Here is a 15,494-nt window from a genome sequence, read left to right on the forward strand (position 1 = left end):
TAATTTTTGTAATTTGGATCGCTATTGTTCAACTGCAGTTGACAAGTATTGAGATAAGAAGGGATCTCGTTCGAAATTCCACTCTTTGGCGTATTCCAAAATAAGTAAGGTTTGGCGCTCCCCTGAGGTCCTGCGACGATACTGACATAGTCAACCATCTCCAGACCGAGATCATGATCAACACCACCATCTATGGGATCCGCACCAAAAGCATCAAAAGCCGCGTAGTGTAGCGTTCCATTTCGTTTATAAAATAGGTAAAATATATCTCCTTTTGAATCGCTGAGGTAATACGGCACCATTGACTCTTCTGGCCGAAACCATCCCAAATAGACATTTTGCGGATCTTTTCCAAGTGGAAGTAACTTATGGCTACCCGCATTAAGACCGTCGCCACTCGTTAATACCATCGGGAAATTCTGGCTGTTCACATAGAAAACAGCTACCATATTGGTTTGATTATGATATTTATAGGCAATTGCCTGCGGTGTGCCATGCACTACGCCATCAGAACCTTGCAAAAATGAACAACCCATGTAGCTCGTGATGTTGTCAAACTTCTTTGTGCCTTCCAAATAATGGCGCAATGTATCGGCATAGGCTGCCTTTATCTCAGTCAGTGATTGAGCTGCGTAAACCAAGCGCGTTCCTCGACTCAAACTATTAGAACTATTGGGCATAGCGTCTCTCTTGTCTATTGATCAGATTGAGCGATGTTTCTGATTCGGTACACATGTGTTTTATCTTGTCAAGCATAAATCCATGCTATGCCGATTCTGGCATTTGATCATTATTTAAGCTGACGCCTGCCATAATAATTCCATTAATTCATGAAGTTAAAGGCAATCGGTTATGGCTAATTTGTCAGGATTCTTGCCACTGAAATGCCACAATTCTTTGCTCTAACGGGGTTGAGCGTGAGCTTTGTCTGCTTAGGCGATGCTATGTAATTCATAGTTGCTCGCTATGTATCGTCAAATCTAACTGAAGCGTTGCCGGATCGATGGCATTCCACATCGTCCCCCGCTAGGAGGAAATGTAGCAAATCATGGAGGAACTTGAACCTGTTAACGTAGAGAGGGGGCTGTGCGCATCGGCTTTGTTCGGAAGGGGGGTATTTTCGATTGCCCGATGTTCGTGAGCGGCGTGGCGGGTGTATAAAGTGGGGATTGATCATTTCGTCCCGCGAGTTCTCAGTGCCTTATCAGGCTCGGCTGGAAACAGGCGAAGCGCGAAAACGTCCCAAACCGACGGTCACATGGGCGACAAGATCACGCCGCACATGATGTCGTTCGTCAACCGGCGGCACCTGAGCCTGGAGCGGCTGGAAACCGCGCAGCGCGAGCTGATCGAGCTTTATTTGCGATTGGATCTGCCCAAGCACTGGGGCGACGGCAAGACAGTGGCGGCCGACGGCACCCAGTACGATTTCTACGACAACAATCTGCTGGCCGGTTACCACTTCCGGTACCGCAAGATGGGCGCGGTGGCATACCGGCATGTGGCCGACAACTACATTGCGGTTTTTCGGCATTTCATCCCGCCAGGCATCTGGGAGGCGATCTACGTCATCGAGGGACTTCTCAAGGCAGGCCTGAGCGTCGAGGCAGATACCGTTCATGCCGACACCCAAGGCCAGTCGGCGGCGGTCTTCACCTTCACACACCTGCAGGGCATCAAGTTGATGCCGCGCATCCGAAACTGGCAGGATCTCAAGCTGTACCGGGCGGATGCCGAGACGAAATACCAGCACATCGACGCCCTGTTCACCGAAACGGTCGACTGGGATCTCATCGAGCGGTATTGGCAGGACCTGATGCAACTGACGCTGTCGATCCAGACTGGCGCACTGTCGTCGCCCTTGCTGCTGCGCCGGTTCGGTGCGGCCAGCCCGAAGAATCGGCTGTCTTTGGCTGCAGAGGAACTGGGCAAGGTCATACGCACCATCTTCCTGCTCGAGTGGATCGGCAGCGGTGAACTTCGTCAGGAGATTACCGCCAGCACCAACAAGATCGAGTCCTACAATGGTTTTGCCAAGTGGTTCTCGTTTGGCGGTGACGTGCTGCCGGTTAACGATCCGGACGAACAACAGAAGCGCCTGCGCTACAACGACCTGATGGCCTCGGCCGCGATCCTGCAGAACACGGTCGACATGATGCAGGCGTTGCGGGCGATGGTGAAGGAAGGCATCCCGGTCAATCCGGCCGATATCGCCTTCCTGAGCCCCTATCTCACCAGCAACCTGAAGCGCTTTGGCAAATACGAGCTTGACTTCGAACGTATCGAGAGCTGGATTCGCGACAGCCTGTTCGCGGGGGCGGCCCATTCTATCCGGAGGCCCAAACGCCATGTCTGATATCGAGACCCCCTACGGCGCCGTCGATGCCGACGCGTTGCAGTCGTTGCAGCAGCGCTACGATACCCTGCTCATCCAACAGGCGGTGGATCAATTCGACGCGCTTCGAGCTCGCTGCGGACCGGATGGGCTGCGCGACGATCTACTGCGCTTGCATGGCATGGCGCATACCGTGATCAATGGCGCGAGCCTGTCATATCCGACCGACGATCTGACGCTGGTAGAACAAGCCGATTGTGTCATCGAGGAACTGGAAGACTGGGTGATGATGCTCGACCGGATGATCGTCGCGCTGCGTCCCCTGCAGGATTTGCGATCCAAAACAGACGACGATTACGACGATTCAATATGAAGCAAGCCAGTTACAAGTGGCAGTTTGCCCAGCGTTTCCGCCGCCATGCGTTCGGCTGGCGCTCGGATGCACCCATCCAGCGCATCAAGGAAGCGCTCGCTGAAATCAAGCAGGTCGCCCGTATTCAGTAGCACCAGGCTTTAGAGTCCGAGGGTTAATGTAACTGCTTTCCTGCCAGTATCTGGGTATACGCTGCTGGGGTTAATCCGCCCAGTGATTTCTTCGGTCGCTCCTCGTTGTACTCCCGCCGCCAGGATTCGATCACGACCTTTGCGTGCGACAAACTGGTGAACCAGTGCTCGTTAAGGCATTCATCCCGAAATCGCCCGTTGAACGATTCGATGTAGGCGTTCTGGTTCGGCTTGCCTGGCTCAATCAGGAATAGCTTCACACCTCGTACGTGCGCCCAGTTCAGCATCGCACGCCCGCAAAATTCCTTGCCGTTGTCAGTGCGAATTGCCTGTGGCAGACCACGATGCAATGCCACTCGATCCAGAATGCGCGTCAGTCCATTTCCGCTGATTGCCCGCTCCGGCACGATCGCGACCGCCTCATGCGTTGCATCATCAACCACCGTCAGGTTCTTGATCACACGGCCTTCGGCGGTTCGGTCGAACACGAAATCCATCGACCAGACCTGATTGGCCGCCGACGGCCGCCCCAACGACTGGCGATCTGAGACGAGTACTTTCTTTCGCTTGCGGCGACGCACCTGCAATTTCTCTTCCGCATACAGGCGCTCGACCCGCTTGTGATTGACCGCCTGCCCTGACTGGCGCAGCTTCAGATAAATCATTCCCGAACCGTAACGGCGATGCCGCTGAGCCAGCGCCACGATCTGTGCTCGCAAAGCCACGTTCCGGTCCGGGGCCGGTCGATAACGATAGGCGCTGGCGCTCATGCCGATTACCCGCAAGGCTCGGCGTTCGCTCAAGCCCCGCTCGCTCATATAGCGCACCAACTCCCGGCGAGATGGTGCGCTCACCACTTTTTTCGCAATGCCTCGCGAGTGACTTCGTTTTCCAGCAGCGATTCCGCCAGCAGCTTCTTCAGCCGGGCATTCTCGGCTTTCCCTTGTTCTCTACTCTGCGAACACTTCCTGCAACGTTCGCAAAGTGCTCATCAGGGTTTTATCGGACACAGCACCCTCTTTCTTGACTAGGCGCACCTTGTCCACGGCGCGAAGCTGATCCAGCAAAATCAGCCCATTCTTGCGCATGAACGTAATCGGAACACGGAACGGCGCGGCCCGCCCCTTGGTCGTCATCGGCGCGACGATAACTGTGCGCAGATGGTCGTGCATTTCGGGCGGGGAGACGACCACACACGGCCGCGTCTTCTGAATTTCGCTACCCTTTGTTGGGTCCAGAGCAACGAGCCAAATCTCACCGCGCGCTACCACACCAGCACCGAATCGTCCGCGTTGGAAAACTCGCCCATCACCAGCGCGTCATCGCCAGCAGCAGCCACATCCTGGCTGGCCTCAGCCCAGCCCTCACGCGCCTTCTTCTGCGGCTTTCGAATTACCAGCGCGTCGTCCTCAACAGCAATATCCACTTCGCCCTCCAGACCAAGCTGAGCAAGAATCGGTTTGGGGATAAGTACCCCCTGTGAATTGCCCATCCTTCGAATCGTAGCTCTCATAACGTCACCGTAAGCACAATGTTATTCCAAATCAACCAAAATGGCAACACAATGTTATTACATTAATCGTCATCTGTCTCGCTCTTGAAAGCTGCCCCGACCGAAGTCATTAATAGTCATCAGCCACCCGCGCCGCTGCCTCACTCAGCTCCTGCGAAGACACCTCCAGATAAGGCGCAACGTGATCCAGATGGGAGTGGCCAAGAAGTATCTGCACCGTCTCAATCGAATGGCCTTGCGCCAATAGGCGACTGGCAAACGTCCTGCGTCCCGAGTGGCTGCTGTAGCCACTCCTAAGCCCTGCGGCACGGTAAAGGCCGGTGACATAGCTCTGCAAGCTGTCTGCCGCCAGGTATTCGACCTGCTCTCCGCTGTCGCTCGTCCGACGCTTGACGCTCAGCTCGTAACGGCTCCCCTTATGCGTAAGAATCAGCGACGTCTGGGGCATTAAGCCCCGCCACTTCCGGCGATCCATTGCAGTGCCCTTGCCCTGCTCCCACCGCCATTCGATGTACCGATCGAGTGCGGCAAGCGCCTTCGAATGGCTTAGGTACACGCAGCGCTGGCGGCAGCCTTTCGTGATTGCTGCTCGCAGGCTCACTTCTTCTCGAATCAGTCCGGACGGCTGGAGCACATCGGCCACTTCGATGCGGGCAATCTCGGAGATCCGCATCCCGCAGGTAAAACCCAGCAGCAGAACGAGTGCATCACGCTCCGGGTGCCGACTGGTGGCCTCGGTCACGCGGAGCAGGTGGCGGATTTGGGCAGGTTTGAGCGTCTTGGCGCGTTTGATGTGCATGGTTTCTCGGTCCTCGTAATGCGCTCGAAATTGAGCTTGTTACGAGAGAGAAACGCCGCGCGCTCCTTTTCATGATAAACGCCCGTGGTTCCTGCCGTCCTCGGAAAATCTGCGCCAAGCTAATCACGAAAGCTTTGAGTCGAGGAGACCGGATTAGCATCGATGCACGCCACGCATAATTGCCTAACTCGGTTCGCAGAATTGAACCCATATTCTGTCCACGGCAGAGTCCACAACCGTTTTGCACCTATTTTCTGTCGCGCGACAGAAACGCACTTAAATTGTGTCCACATTGCTGGACAAAAATTAGGGTGTTGATGCCGCTCTTAAATCAGTAAGTAATTGATTTTGTTAATTATGTTGGGTAGCTTCGAGTGCCCTACTTTGTGTCCGCCAACTACAATTTAGGCATAGAACTGGGGCGAATTTGTGTCCATTGCGACTGGTACGCGGATCAACGGTACTTTACCGCTTCCCTGAGGCATGGATAGTTGGCAGTAGTTGCTCCAGCGAATTAATGCTACCGATGCCTTGATGCCGAGTGCTGGATCGGTCAAGGAGAACCGCCCGCATACCCGCGGAATTGGCACCTGCGCAATCGCAGGCGGATAAAGGTGTTTAACGATCTGAAAATGCGCGGCGTGAACGACATCCCGCTCGCGGTGACCCATGGTCTCAGGGGCATGCCCGAAGCGCTGGCTGCCGTGTTTCCGGCCACGACGCTACAAACCCGCATCGTCCACCTGATCCGCAACAGCCTCGATTACGCGAGCTGGAAGGACCGCAAATCGCTCGCTGCCGCGATTCGACCGATCTATACCGCACCGAGCGCCGAAGCGGCACAGGCCGAACTCGATAGCTTTGCCGATGGGCCATGGGGCCAGAAATTCCCGCCGGTCAGTGCGGCCTGGCGTAATGCCTGGGATCGTGTGATTCCGTTCTTTGCGTTTCCACCGGAAGTGCGCAAGGTGATCTACACGACCAATGCCATTGAGAACATCAACTCGCAACTACGCAAGATCATCAAGACCCGTGGGCACTTCCCGAGCGATGATGCCGCAACCAAACTCATCTGGCTGGCGCTGCGAAACATCACGGCTGATTGGGGCCGCGCAGCCAAGGACTGGAAGACAGCAATGAAACAATTCGCTATCCTTTACGCAGATCGATTCGTTCGTCCTTCCGTGTGACTCTCAACCCGCCTTGAACACGGAATTTCTGACACCCCCAAGGCAACTTAAAATACAAGGTCCGCGCCGACGATTCACCGGCGTGGCCTTGACTAATCAGTGCCCTGCCCGCCCTATCCCGCGCGCGGATTAGCTCTTCGAGGTCACACGATGACAGCACTGTTCGTCGCGTCGGGCACAGCTATCTTGTGCCACGCTAATGTCCTTGGCCGTTTGGGCGGAATACACGGCATTTCACGATCTTCCGGCATGGCATTCAGCTAAAATGCATCGCCACCTGTGATTGCAAAATGCGCTTCGAATCGCGCGTCTTGAGCAACGTCGAGAAACTTGTGCAGCGCGCTGCCATTCCTTCGTCTGCCAATGTTTGCCGAATCGCTGCACCCAACTGATCCAACCGATAGATACGGCAGGCCACGCCTGCAAATGTCAACCGTGCAGCGTTATCGAACTGATCGTAATCAACCGGGTAAACAACAGCCCGCTTTCCTTCCCGCAAGCAGTAGTACAAAACACCTGAACCGCCGTGGTGCACCACTAGGTCATAGCGGCAGAGGAATTGATCATAGTCGACAAATGAAAGGCGCGTGAAATTGCCATCGCGCTCCACATTCTGAACCGCATCCCGGCCATCGCTGAAATGGATTTCGATCAAAGGCATCGCAGCTGCCACGCGTTGCACCTCTGCCGCAATCTGCCCCTTGCACCAGTTCAGATGTGTGCCCATCGTCACCAATACATGCCGCTTTCCGGGTCGGAACGGGGGGGCAGACGCAATCGGGGGCGGTGTATAGAGCATCGGCCCAATCATGGTGGTGGCCGTCGGCCACGATCGTGCAAATTCCAGTTCTGGCATCCCCAGCACCAGAATACGCTCGCGAGAATAGATCGCTTCCGTGCCATCGGCACGATACACCGACACTAAACCGACCCGTCGCATGGTATCGGCGTACAACAAGCCGACGGCGGATTTAAATGTGCGCACGCAAAAACGACCGGCAGCATCGCGTGCCTTGCCTGCCAGGCCGTTTTTTGGCAGCCATCCCCCCATATAAGCCGGAGGCCCATCCCGGCTTTCCAGTACACATGGAGACGGCAAGCTGGTCCACCACGCCATTCCGAGCTCATCGGCCACCAAACCGACGCTGGCCAGTGTGAAGTCTGCAATGAGAAGATCTGGCCGATCATGTCGGTACAGGCCGAAGAGTTCGTCTCTAAGTGTCTGAACCAGTTGCAGCGCCGACGAGAATTGGCGGTGCAGGCGCAGCGGATTACTGCCGACAGCGTAAGGCGGGCTAACAACATCTCGCAACGCCACATCTCCATCAGCAAGTACAGGCACTCCTTCAAGCCCAGCAGCGACGATGCGCCCTTGTGCCGCCGGGGTACTAACCACCCGTACGTCGTAATCACTTGCGAGTGCGCGCCCCATTGCCAGGATTGGATGCAAGTGTCCGCTGAACGGCGGAGCCAGAAGATCAATGCGGCGACGGCTCACGACTTTTCTCGTAACGCAGCAGGCCGGTGCTGCTGCACTTCGCCGATATGGTGACGGCATAGCCCAAGTACTTCAGAGCTTTGCAGATAGCCAATGTGACCACATTCCACGCGATAGTCGGCCTCGTCGAAAAAGTAGCGCGACAGCCAGTCGCCCCTGCCTTGAACCAAAATCGTCTCGCAGTTCGGCCGGCCTCTCGCCACCGGCCCGAGCGCAATGACACGGATACACTGCAACTCGGAAGCAGTAAGGTGTAGATTGAGTAACAACTCCAGCCCGCAACTACCGGCAATGAACACTGTCACTTCGGCGCGGGCAAGCAGTGTCACCAAATCCTGGCGATACGCTGCTGCGAAGGCCGACGTCCGGGAGCGCAGGTACATCCAACCGTTGCTCAGACTCGCACACCAAAGTGGTGTCGTCTGGTGAGGAGGTGTATTTTCCCTGTAAGGGAAATTTGCGGGTACCGCAGCGCCAGGCGGTAACGTCAGTGCGTCCAAAAAGCAGGATTGCGCTGGGCTGAGCGCCCAACATCGACGATTACTTTGGCCAGTCAGAAAAGCCACCTGAAAGGGAATGGCACGGGTCATCGCGACAAAAACCTGTCGTTGTCGAACACCTGATAGCACCGCGTACGCCAGTGGATTCGGCGCCAGCACACAGCGTGTAGCAGATGCAGGGGCTGCAAGAGTTCCGATAGCAACGACAGAAAAGGATGCTGACGCAGATGCCCGAACACTACGGACTGTGTTGTGACCAGGATCAGTGCACGTACGAACAAAAGAGTGACGACGAACAGCCAGTTATGACTCGCCGGGGAAACGACAGCAAGCATGAGCATAGCTGCAAGCGCCAATGGCGGAATGCCGTGTAGCAGGGTAATCAGCGCATTCATTCCCGGTCGCTGACGGCGCATAAGAAGTATCGCAAACAGGAACCAGCGATGCATCTGGCGCAGATATGCCGACGACGTGGGTATCGTGGTGGCGACCTCTTGTGGAAACGGAGTCTGGTGAATGCGCCCGCCATGCGCTCGGATCAGATCGGCAACCGCCAGATCGTCAGTCAAGTGCGAAAGCACGGACGTAAAGCCACCAATCGATTCCAGCGTAGCGGTGTGTAGCGCATAGCACATGCCATTGATGGACACCGGTCCGGCGATTTGCAACAGCGGCAGGTAAGTTTGCGCGGAATTGTTGTTGACGAACTGCGCCAGCAAGTTCGAGAGCAAGTTATCGCCTTCCCGGTAATAAGGCAAACCTGTTGCCAATTGCGCCTGACTCAATGCCCCAAGTAATGCTTGCATACTACGTTCAGGCAAGCGAGTGTCATCGTCGAGCACAATCAGCACCGGCGTGCGAATCCGATTGCGTGCGCGCTCTAGTTTGAATAACTTCGGATTGGTACAGGACGGCGCCGGCGGGAAGACCATCACGTCGATTTTTCGGTCGCGGTGCTGCTGCAACAATTCAGAAGTTACCCGATGTGCTTCCAGATCACCTTCATCAATCAACCAGCAAAACCGGGCTTGTGGCAGTGCGTCAAGGTTATCCTTGAGCACATGAGCTAACTGCGGATCCCCGCTCAGGATGGGGGTACAGATCGTCACGTCCGAGTGCGCCAGCGTCGTTTTCATGACGAAATAACGTTTTGCATAGCGCAGTGCCAACCCGGATTTGATCGACAGCAATATCAAATATGCAGCGCCAAGGACATACATCATTGCGACCTCTGCCAGCGCACGAAGCGTTCCACCCCGTCAATAAGATCAACCGACGGCGGTCCCATAGCGGTAATGGCCCGAGTGACGTCGAACGTTTTTGAATAGGCGAACACTGAGACTCCGAAACGAGTAATAGGTGGCTCACCCGGCAGGTGCAACAATCGCCAAACGGCTTCGGTCAGTGTTGCTGTCAGCATGGCAGTCGATAATTTTACTTGGCGCGATGGTATCGGCAATCCGAGCCGGTCAAGCGTGATGAGCAGAAAGTCCTGAATCGGCACGGGCTGATTGTTAGTCACATTGAAACAGCCGCGGATGTCCGGGCGCGTGGCGGCGGTCAGCAGGTAGTCGCACAGCGACTCAATGTAAATCAAGTCGCCAACAGCTGGCGTACCTTCGTTGACGAACAGAGGAAGCCTACCTTTTGCGGCTGCGGCCAGAATACGAGGAAACAGCACCGTGTCACCAGGGCCGAACACCGCGCGTGGGCGCAGGATCACCCAACTGCCCTGGTAGCGATGCACCAACTCCTCCGCCAGATACTTGGTTCTTGCATACTCGTTCACGAATGAGGGCCCTATCGGGCTATCTTCGGTGATACCGAACTGGTGTTCATGACGGTAGAACACTGAACTCGATGATAGATACACCAGTTTCGGACAGCCATTGCGCTCACAAAAACGGATGACCTCTTTAGTTGCATCGACGTTTTGCTGCTCGAACTGTGCCGGCGTTCCCCACGGCGATGCGCGTGCCGCACCATGAATCACGGCATCCGGTTTGAATGGCAAATCGAACGGCAACGACAGATCTGCGCTCGTATAATTCGGCAGATTGAGCCGACTGCGGGCGACGCCATGAAGCTGCACGTCAGCACGGCTGGAAAATCGACGAATGAACGAGCGGCCTACAAAGCCGGAGGCGCCAGTCACGAGTATCTTCATGAAGAAATTTCTGAGATGGAATCAGGCGAATGATTGCATGGCGTCGACCGTTCAAGACCGCGAATGCGGCGACGCTTGTCGGCGCTATCTTTGACTTCAAGCTTGTCGAAAGATAACGCGGGAGACTGAACTTGCAGGGTAGACCACAGTCGTTCCAGTTCACGCCTCACCGACTGCCCGATCTTGGGCAAGTCTCCTTGCGTATGCAAACGTATTAATAGTCCCCACGTTCGCTGTTCGATTCTGTAGTCGTTGAATTGCTCCTGAACGACCAGCATCGCACGGCGCAATTGGTCCGGAAATATGGGTATCAGCGAATTGCCGCATTTCGCGCTGAGCCAAAGTACGTCATCGCGTCGTCCTTCGATAGCCGCGAGTCGTAAGCTATGTCGACCACATGTACACGGCGTGGGAGCAATCTGTAGCACGTCGTCCATCCGGAATCGAACGAAGAGTTGCGTTTTTCTCGTAAAGTCAGTGATGATCGATTCAAAGCGACCACCAGCGTGGTCGACCCAGGCCGGTTCGATATGTAGAAACTCTTCGTTCAAATGCAGTGAGCCGGCACCACAGGTATATCCAAGAAATCCTTCGGTACACTGATAAATCTGGATGACAGAGACGTCCCACACCTGCTCAATGGCGGTGCGATCGTCGGGTTCCAGCACTTCAGCCACGCTGATAACTTGTGCCGGGCGCAGGAACAGCGAGCTACTACGTTGGAGATCTGCCAGTCTATGCAGCACCGACGGCGGCGCGATAAGGATATCCGGGGCGAAGTCTGCAAGTGCTGACAAGTGGACAGCCATCGACGCGATCAAATCGAAGAAGCGAAACCCTACGCGCATGCCATCGACCGTTTCGTACAGATTACTGTTGGCGCGCAAAAAAAATGCGACGCGCACCCGAGGCGAGAACGGATTCAATACTCGTCGCAGCATGGGCCCTGTAAGTATGCGTGCAAGCATGATCCCGGCCCAAACGTGACGCTCCCGAGTACTGGCGAGAAACACATTGGGATCGCCGGATGTGCCGCTGGATAATCCAATGGTGACACCACCCGGCAGCGTCGAGCGGAAGTTGCGCTCTGTTTCGGCACGTAATGCCAACTCTCTGGCGTCATCAAGCGTAATGCCCGCAGTGTTGAATGCATCAAACTGGTTCAACATGTCGCGCTTGGTCACGACGGGCATCGAGGCCAACGCTTGGTTTGCGTACCGGCGATAAAAGTCCGACTTGGGCAAAACTTTCGATGAAAATCGGCGGAGTTGCCTCTGCTGATATGCCAGCAACGCTTCGCGGCTGCGAAAGCGTAGTCCCCAGCGAGTGCGTACGAATGCGTGAAGAAATGCGAACGCATTGGCAAGACGATTCGTCATTGGTCCTCCCACGCCTGCTGGTAGGTACTCAAACTTTCATTGCAATGCGACGGCAAGATGGCCAACTCAGGATGTCGTTCGGCTAAGGCGTGGATACTTTCGATAGTCTGACAATAGTCAAACCAACTGTGCATAAGAGGGCGTGCCAGAAACGACGGCATGCGAAGTTCGCGAAACGCCTTGTGCGACCAGCATGCATCCGCACATAGAAACACGTCCCGGCCCGCTTCGTCACGCAACAATACGCCGATCTGCCCTGCGGAATGTCCGGGCAGAGTAACGCCGACCAGGCTACGATCACCTAAAAGATCGAATCCCTCCCCGAACGCATTCCATGGCGCTTGCAACCTCACCTTCGGGGCGCTTTCGGCAAACACGACTCGGTTGCCAAAATCGTCGGGCAACATCCTCGGCAACAGCCCATGAATCAATCCTTGAAAGCGTCCGGCATTGGTGATTTGCGCATAGCCTGCCGCAGAAGCGATGAAACGAGCGTGCGGCAAATCGCACAGGCCTGCGATGTGGTCGGCGTGGAAATGCGAGATTACGCACGTCAGAATGTCGGACGGTGTCAGGCCGAAACGCCTGAGCTGCGCGGCCAGTGTCTGATGTGCAGGCAAATGAAGTGGTGTTGTCCAGCGGTACAATCGCTCGGGAAACGGTACCGTCGCGCGCAAAAAATGTGAGGCGTAGCCGGTATCGAACAGGATAGGCCCGATAAGCGGATGCATGATGAGCGCGGAGAGTGCCGGAAAACTGACCGGAGCCACTCCGCCACCGCGAAGCGTAATGCGTTCGCAGTGTCGGCAGGATCCAACCTTGAGCAAATGAAGCGCAACATGGGTAGCCATCGGGGTCCCCTTTAGTAGCGAAGCATAACGCCACCAAGAGATAGCCCGGCCCCAGACCCCAACAGCAGTGCGGTGTCACCAGGTGCAATGCGGCGCGAGACGATCGCAGTATGCAGAGCCACAGGCAAGGACGCCGCGATCTGGTTGCCATGGTCGTGCAACACACGCACAACCCTATCCGCGCGCAACCCGAGCAGCTCCACAGCATGATCAAGCGCACGTCCCGAAGCTTGATGCGGTATCACACAGGTGATGTCATCGGGTTGCATACCGGCCTTGGATAATAATCGCTCGAAAAACGCCGGAAAACGTTCGGCAACCACGCGGTATATCGCCTTTCCATTCATCTCGAAATAGCTTCCTGCGAGAAACGCTTCCAGATTGCGATGTGGGCTCATCCGAGTGCCGCCGGAACGCAGTTGGCACAAAACACCACCAGCGCCGTAGGTTTCGATATGCGATGCCAGCAATGCTGCTGTGCCGCCCCGGCGCGCCTCTACCACTACGGCAGCTGCACCGTCACCGAACAGACTTGCCGTGGTGACGTCGTTCATATTAAGGCCCGCCGATGCGATTTCACTTGAAACAATCAGCGCTCGCCGGTACCGTCCGGCCATGAACGCACAGGCAATTAGATCTATGGCTGCGATAAAGCTCAAGCAAGTCGCGTTGACGTCGAATGCAGGAATTCCGGAGTCCCCCAGACCGAGTGCGTGCTGAATCTGCGATGCCAAACATGGAATAGGTTGCTCCATGACAGCACTGGCTGAAATGATGCAGTCGATCTGTTGCAGCGAAATGCCGGCAGCATCCAATGCTCGCTGCGAGGCTTGTGCGCCCATGTAGCTGGATGTTTCACCTTCGTCGACAAACCGACGACTGGTGACCCCTACCTGTCGCTCGGTCCAACCTGCCCGGCGCCCAAAGCGGACATCAAACTCCTCGGACGAAACTAGTCGAGAGGGTTTGTATTCGCCGGTGCCGATTACGGCAAACTGAATCGGGATCTGAAGCATTGCGTAGTTATTTTCGTTTTCGCAAGTCGTATGGTGTTATGCAAACTGGCCTGACCACTACGCCTTAACGACAGCCCTTCAGGGGGCATTGCCTGTGGCTATTCAGCGAGGTGACTTATGAGTGCTCAAGATCGACGCGACAATGGAGGCGAAGATTTTGAGCCTCAGGAAAAGTGGAATCCGGGGATTTATATCTCAGCCATCGCCCGCGATGGCCTACTATAAAGACAAACTGTACTTGGCGTATCAGGACGGAGATCGTAAAGGTCATCGGCTTATACACAATTGTCGGCGTTACTGTCGGCGCCTAATGCCCGTAAGGTCTTGGCAGCGACATGAACATCTCGAAGTCCGAGCCAGATAGCTTTCGCACCGGGCTCGCCATCGCCTTTACGGCCGAGGAAACCGCCCAATTGGGCGATCAAGCGAAGCACCTCGTCAAGCTTGGGCTTGTCCGGCTGCTTGGCCTCAGTGAGCAAGTATGCGCCGCGCGAATTTCGTCGACATCGAAGAACAGCTCAGCGTCCAGACACGACCAGGAACAACGCCAAAGCGCGTTCGAGCCGCTCAATCGTGCCCAACTGCAGGGCCTCAACGCGGCAACCGTTCTTCAACACATTGAACAGAATCTCGATTTCCCAGCGCGCCCGGTACCAGTCAATGAGTTCGGTGGCCTGCTGCAATGTCGTTCGTCGCTTCTCGGTTAGTCAGCAGGCGCCACTCGATCGGCTGTTACCGCGTAGGTCGGATGCAAATACATGCCGCACACGGCCAAGCAAAAGTGTTTTCATGTTGTGAATAAAATCAGGGCGTCGACGGCACGAAACTGATGAGGGTTTTTGCAACATTGGCTGTGGAGTCAGTGCCTAATACGATAGGGTCTTCGTCCTCCCCCGTAGTCCATGGGTCGTCACTATTCGCAGCCAGAGTCCATGTGCCGCCCGACTGAACATCAAAACTAAAAGAGTCCGCCTCAGACACGCAATCCTCCGTAGCAGTTATTTGCCGAGACGCTTCGGTTATTACTAAAAACTTGTTTACTTCGTGGGAGAAAATATAGAAGCATGGTCGCTTGTACTCGTCATATAAGGCAAATATGAACGAAAATTTGTGATGATTTTGCGTTTTCTCGAATGATAGTGTAAGGGCGCTTGCATTAACGGCAATCCACTCATTACTTATAGGGTCTTGTAACCTGTACCACGTTGGACTTATGTTTTGCTGGCTCATATGTTTTCCTCCTGCAGCGATTTAAGCTTCTAGTTGCATCTTAATTTGCAGTATAAATTGTAAGTGATTTTTCGAAAATATCGCTGTTCGATTTAAATTGCCATTAACTCAATAATCATGGCTATCTCCGCCAGAACCTAGAACCCCCAAGACCACAAGCGCAAAATGTATGCCCCACCTCTTGTTTGCATAACACCATACGATCCGACCACAGCCAACTATCAGAGTTGATAGTGTGCATACCAAGATGCCAGAATTATTGTTTGCTTGGCCCCGGTGACCTTGCCCCTGTTTCACGAATCCCATAACTGAATCTATCTGATCGCTTTGACCTGACGGATATTTTCGTACCACGGGTGTCTAGAGAATCACGGCCCCGGTGGTTGAACTACATTCGCTAACCCGACGGAATTCGGCCGGGGTCAGGTACTGCAAACTCGAATGCGGGCGCACTTCGTTGTAGTGAGTGCGCCAGTCTTCGATCACGATCTTCGCCTCGATCCGATTGCGAA

At 55.0% G+C, this 15,494-nt stretch carries 14 protein-coding genes and 4 pseudogenes; 4 read left to right on the plus strand and 14 right to left on the minus strand.

The window, feature by feature from the left end; all coding sequences use genetic code 11:
- The coding region (locus PHO31112_RS26495; RefSeq protein WP_150624659.1) for a hypothetical protein at positions 1-680 on the minus strand (680 nt) is incomplete at its 3' end.
- A gap of 560 nt (positions 681-1,240) precedes the next feature.
- On the opposite strand from PHO31112_RS26495, the pseudogene PHO31112_RS26500 reads away from it, so the two are divergent.
- The 3 genes and pseudogenes from PHO31112_RS26500 to PHO31112_RS28000 form a co-directional block, all read left to right on the plus strand.
- Positions 1,241-2,356 (plus strand): annotated as a pseudogene (locus PHO31112_RS26500) (transposase); the annotation flags it as partial.
- Positions 2,349-2,708 carry a Tn3 family transposase post-transcriptional regulator TnpC gene (gene tnpC / locus PHO31112_RS26505; RefSeq protein WP_150624661.1) on the plus strand — a complete coding sequence of 120 codons (360 nt, stop codon included), beginning with the start codon at positions 2,349-2,351 and terminating at the stop codon, positions 2,706-2,708. The pseudogene PHO31112_RS26500 and the gene tnpC, both read left to right, overlap by 8 nt.
- Positions 2,705-2,839: a hypothetical protein gene (locus PHO31112_RS28000; RefSeq protein WP_281355122.1), complete on the plus strand. Its 135-nt coding sequence runs from the start codon at positions 2,705-2,707 to the stop codon at positions 2,837-2,839. Before tnpC ends, PHO31112_RS28000 begins: the two co-directional genes overlap by 4 nt.
- Before the next feature lie 23 nt (positions 2,840-2,862).
- On the opposite strand, the pseudogene PHO31112_RS26510 reads toward PHO31112_RS28000, so the two are convergent.
- From PHO31112_RS26510 to PHO31112_RS26525, 4 genes and pseudogenes are all read right to left on the minus strand, one after another.
- Positions 2,863-3,779: pseudogene (locus tag PHO31112_RS26510) on the minus strand (IS3 family transposase); the annotation flags it as partial.
- A 10-nt stretch (positions 3,780-3,789) separates the two neighbouring features.
- Positions 3,790-4,110, minus strand: coding sequence for a type II toxin-antitoxin system PemK/MazF family toxin (locus PHO31112_RS26515; RefSeq protein ID WP_150624663.1), 321 nt, complete (start codon positions 4,108-4,110; stop codon positions 3,790-3,792).
- Positions 4,104-4,352 carry an AbrB/MazE/SpoVT family DNA-binding domain-containing protein gene (locus PHO31112_RS26520; RefSeq protein WP_150624665.1) on the minus strand — a complete coding sequence of 83 codons (249 nt, stop codon included), beginning with the start codon at positions 4,350-4,352 and terminating at the stop codon, positions 4,104-4,106. The genes PHO31112_RS26515 and PHO31112_RS26520 overlap by 7 nt, the downstream gene beginning before the upstream one ends.
- Positions 4,353-4,461: 109 nt before the next feature.
- Positions 4,462-5,151 carry a tyrosine-type recombinase/integrase gene (locus PHO31112_RS26525; RefSeq protein WP_150624667.1) on the minus strand — a complete coding sequence of 230 codons (690 nt, stop codon included), beginning with the start codon at positions 5,149-5,151 and terminating at the stop codon, positions 4,462-4,464.
- A 608-nt stretch (positions 5,152-5,759) separates the two neighbouring features.
- Between PHO31112_RS26525 and PHO31112_RS26530 the strand changes: the two are divergent.
- Positions 5,760-6,341: pseudogene (locus PHO31112_RS26530) on the plus strand (IS256 family transposase); the annotation flags it as partial.
- 256 nt (positions 6,342-6,597) lie between these two features.
- Here the strand turns inward: PHO31112_RS26530 and PHO31112_RS26535 are convergent.
- The 9 genes and pseudogenes from PHO31112_RS26535 to PHO31112_RS26580 all read right to left on the minus strand — a co-directional run.
- Positions 6,598-7,839 (minus strand): glycosyltransferase, encoded by a 1,242-nt coding sequence (locus PHO31112_RS26535; protein WP_174995905.1) that lies wholly within the window; start codon positions 7,837-7,839, stop codon positions 6,598-6,600.
- Complete coding sequence (locus PHO31112_RS26540; RefSeq protein WP_150624671.1) at positions 7,836-8,222, minus strand: hypothetical protein; 387 nt, start codon at positions 8,220-8,222, stop codon at positions 7,836-7,838. The genes PHO31112_RS26535 and PHO31112_RS26540 overlap by 4 nt, the downstream gene beginning before the upstream one ends.
- 203 nt (positions 8,223-8,425) lie before the next feature.
- Positions 8,426-9,562, minus strand: a complete 1,137-nt coding sequence (locus PHO31112_RS26545) for a glycosyltransferase family 2 protein (RefSeq protein WP_150624673.1) — start codon at positions 9,560-9,562, stop codon at positions 8,426-8,428.
- On the minus strand, positions 9,559-10,506 hold the full coding sequence (locus tag PHO31112_RS26550; protein WP_150624675.1) for an NAD-dependent epimerase/dehydratase family protein: 948 nt from the start codon (positions 10,504-10,506) through the stop codon (positions 9,559-9,561). The genes PHO31112_RS26545 and PHO31112_RS26550 overlap by 4 nt, the downstream gene beginning before the upstream one ends.
- Positions 10,503-11,885 (minus strand): F390 synthetase-related protein, encoded by a 1,383-nt coding sequence (locus PHO31112_RS26555; protein ID WP_150624677.1) that lies wholly within the window; start codon positions 11,883-11,885, stop codon positions 10,503-10,505. Before PHO31112_RS26555 ends, PHO31112_RS26550 begins: the two co-directional genes overlap by 4 nt.
- On the minus strand, positions 11,882-12,736 hold the full coding sequence (locus tag PHO31112_RS26560; protein WP_150624679.1) for an MBL fold metallo-hydrolase: 855 nt from the start codon (positions 12,734-12,736) through the stop codon (positions 11,882-11,884). The genes PHO31112_RS26555 and PHO31112_RS26560 overlap by 4 nt, the downstream gene beginning before the upstream one ends.
- 11 nt (positions 12,737-12,747) lie before the next feature.
- On the minus strand, positions 12,748-13,752 hold the full coding sequence (locus PHO31112_RS26565; RefSeq protein WP_150624681.1) for a beta-ketoacyl-ACP synthase 3: 1,005 nt from the start codon (positions 13,750-13,752) through the stop codon (positions 12,748-12,750).
- Positions 13,753-14,027: 275 nt separating this feature from the next.
- Positions 14,028-14,484 (minus strand): annotated as a pseudogene (locus PHO31112_RS27855) (IS4 family transposase); the annotation flags it as partial.
- A gap of 858 nt (positions 14,485-15,342) precedes the next feature.
- A partial coding sequence (locus tag PHO31112_RS26580) for an integrase core domain-containing protein (protein WP_150624687.1) occupies positions 15,343-15,494 on the minus strand: 152 nt, incomplete at its 5' end.

Origin of the sequence: Pandoraea horticolens (assembly GCF_902459555.1) — a bacterium.
In the GTDB taxonomy this organism is placed as follows: Bacteria; Pseudomonadota; Gammaproteobacteria; order Burkholderiales; family Burkholderiaceae; genus Pandoraea; species Pandoraea horticolens.

What these genes read in the sequence shown, in the direction of transcription:
- PHO31112_RS28000 (WP_281355122.1), top strand. Translation starts at nt 2,705, where the DNA reads ATGAAGCAAGCCAGTTACAAGTGGCAGTTTGCCCAGCGTTTCCGCCGC.
- PHO31112_RS26555 (WP_150624677.1), bottom strand. Translation starts at nt 11,885, where the DNA reads ATGACGAATCGTCTTGCCAATGCGTTCGCATTTCTTCACGCATTCGTA.
- PHO31112_RS26525 (WP_150624667.1), bottom strand. Translation starts at nt 5,151, where the DNA reads ATGCACATCAAACGCGCCAAGACGCTCAAACCTGCCCAAATCCGCCAC.
- PHO31112_RS26520 (WP_150624665.1), bottom strand. Translation starts at nt 4,352, where the DNA reads ATGAGAGCTACGATTCGAAGGATGGGCAATTCACAGGGGGTACTTATC.
- PHO31112_RS26540 (WP_150624671.1), bottom strand. Translation starts at nt 8,222, where the DNA reads ATGTACCTGCGCTCCCGGACGTCGGCCTTCGCAGCAGCGTATCGCCAG.
- PHO31112_RS26560 (WP_150624679.1), bottom strand. Translation starts at nt 12,736, where the DNA reads ATGGCTACCCATGTTGCGCTTCATTTGCTCAAGGTTGGATCCTGCCGA.
- tnpC (WP_150624661.1), top strand. Translation starts at nt 2,349, where the DNA reads ATGTCTGATATCGAGACCCCCTACGGCGCCGTCGATGCCGACGCGTTG.
- PHO31112_RS26550 (WP_150624675.1), bottom strand. Translation starts at nt 10,506, where the DNA reads ATGAAGATACTCGTGACTGGCGCCTCCGGCTTTGTAGGCCGCTCGTTC.
- PHO31112_RS26545 (WP_150624673.1), bottom strand. Translation starts at nt 9,562, where the DNA reads ATGATGTATGTCCTTGGCGCTGCATATTTGATATTGCTGTCGATCAAA.
- PHO31112_RS26565 (WP_150624681.1), bottom strand. Translation starts at nt 13,752, where the DNA reads ATGCTTCAGATCCCGATTCAGTTTGCCGTAATCGGCACCGGCGAATAC.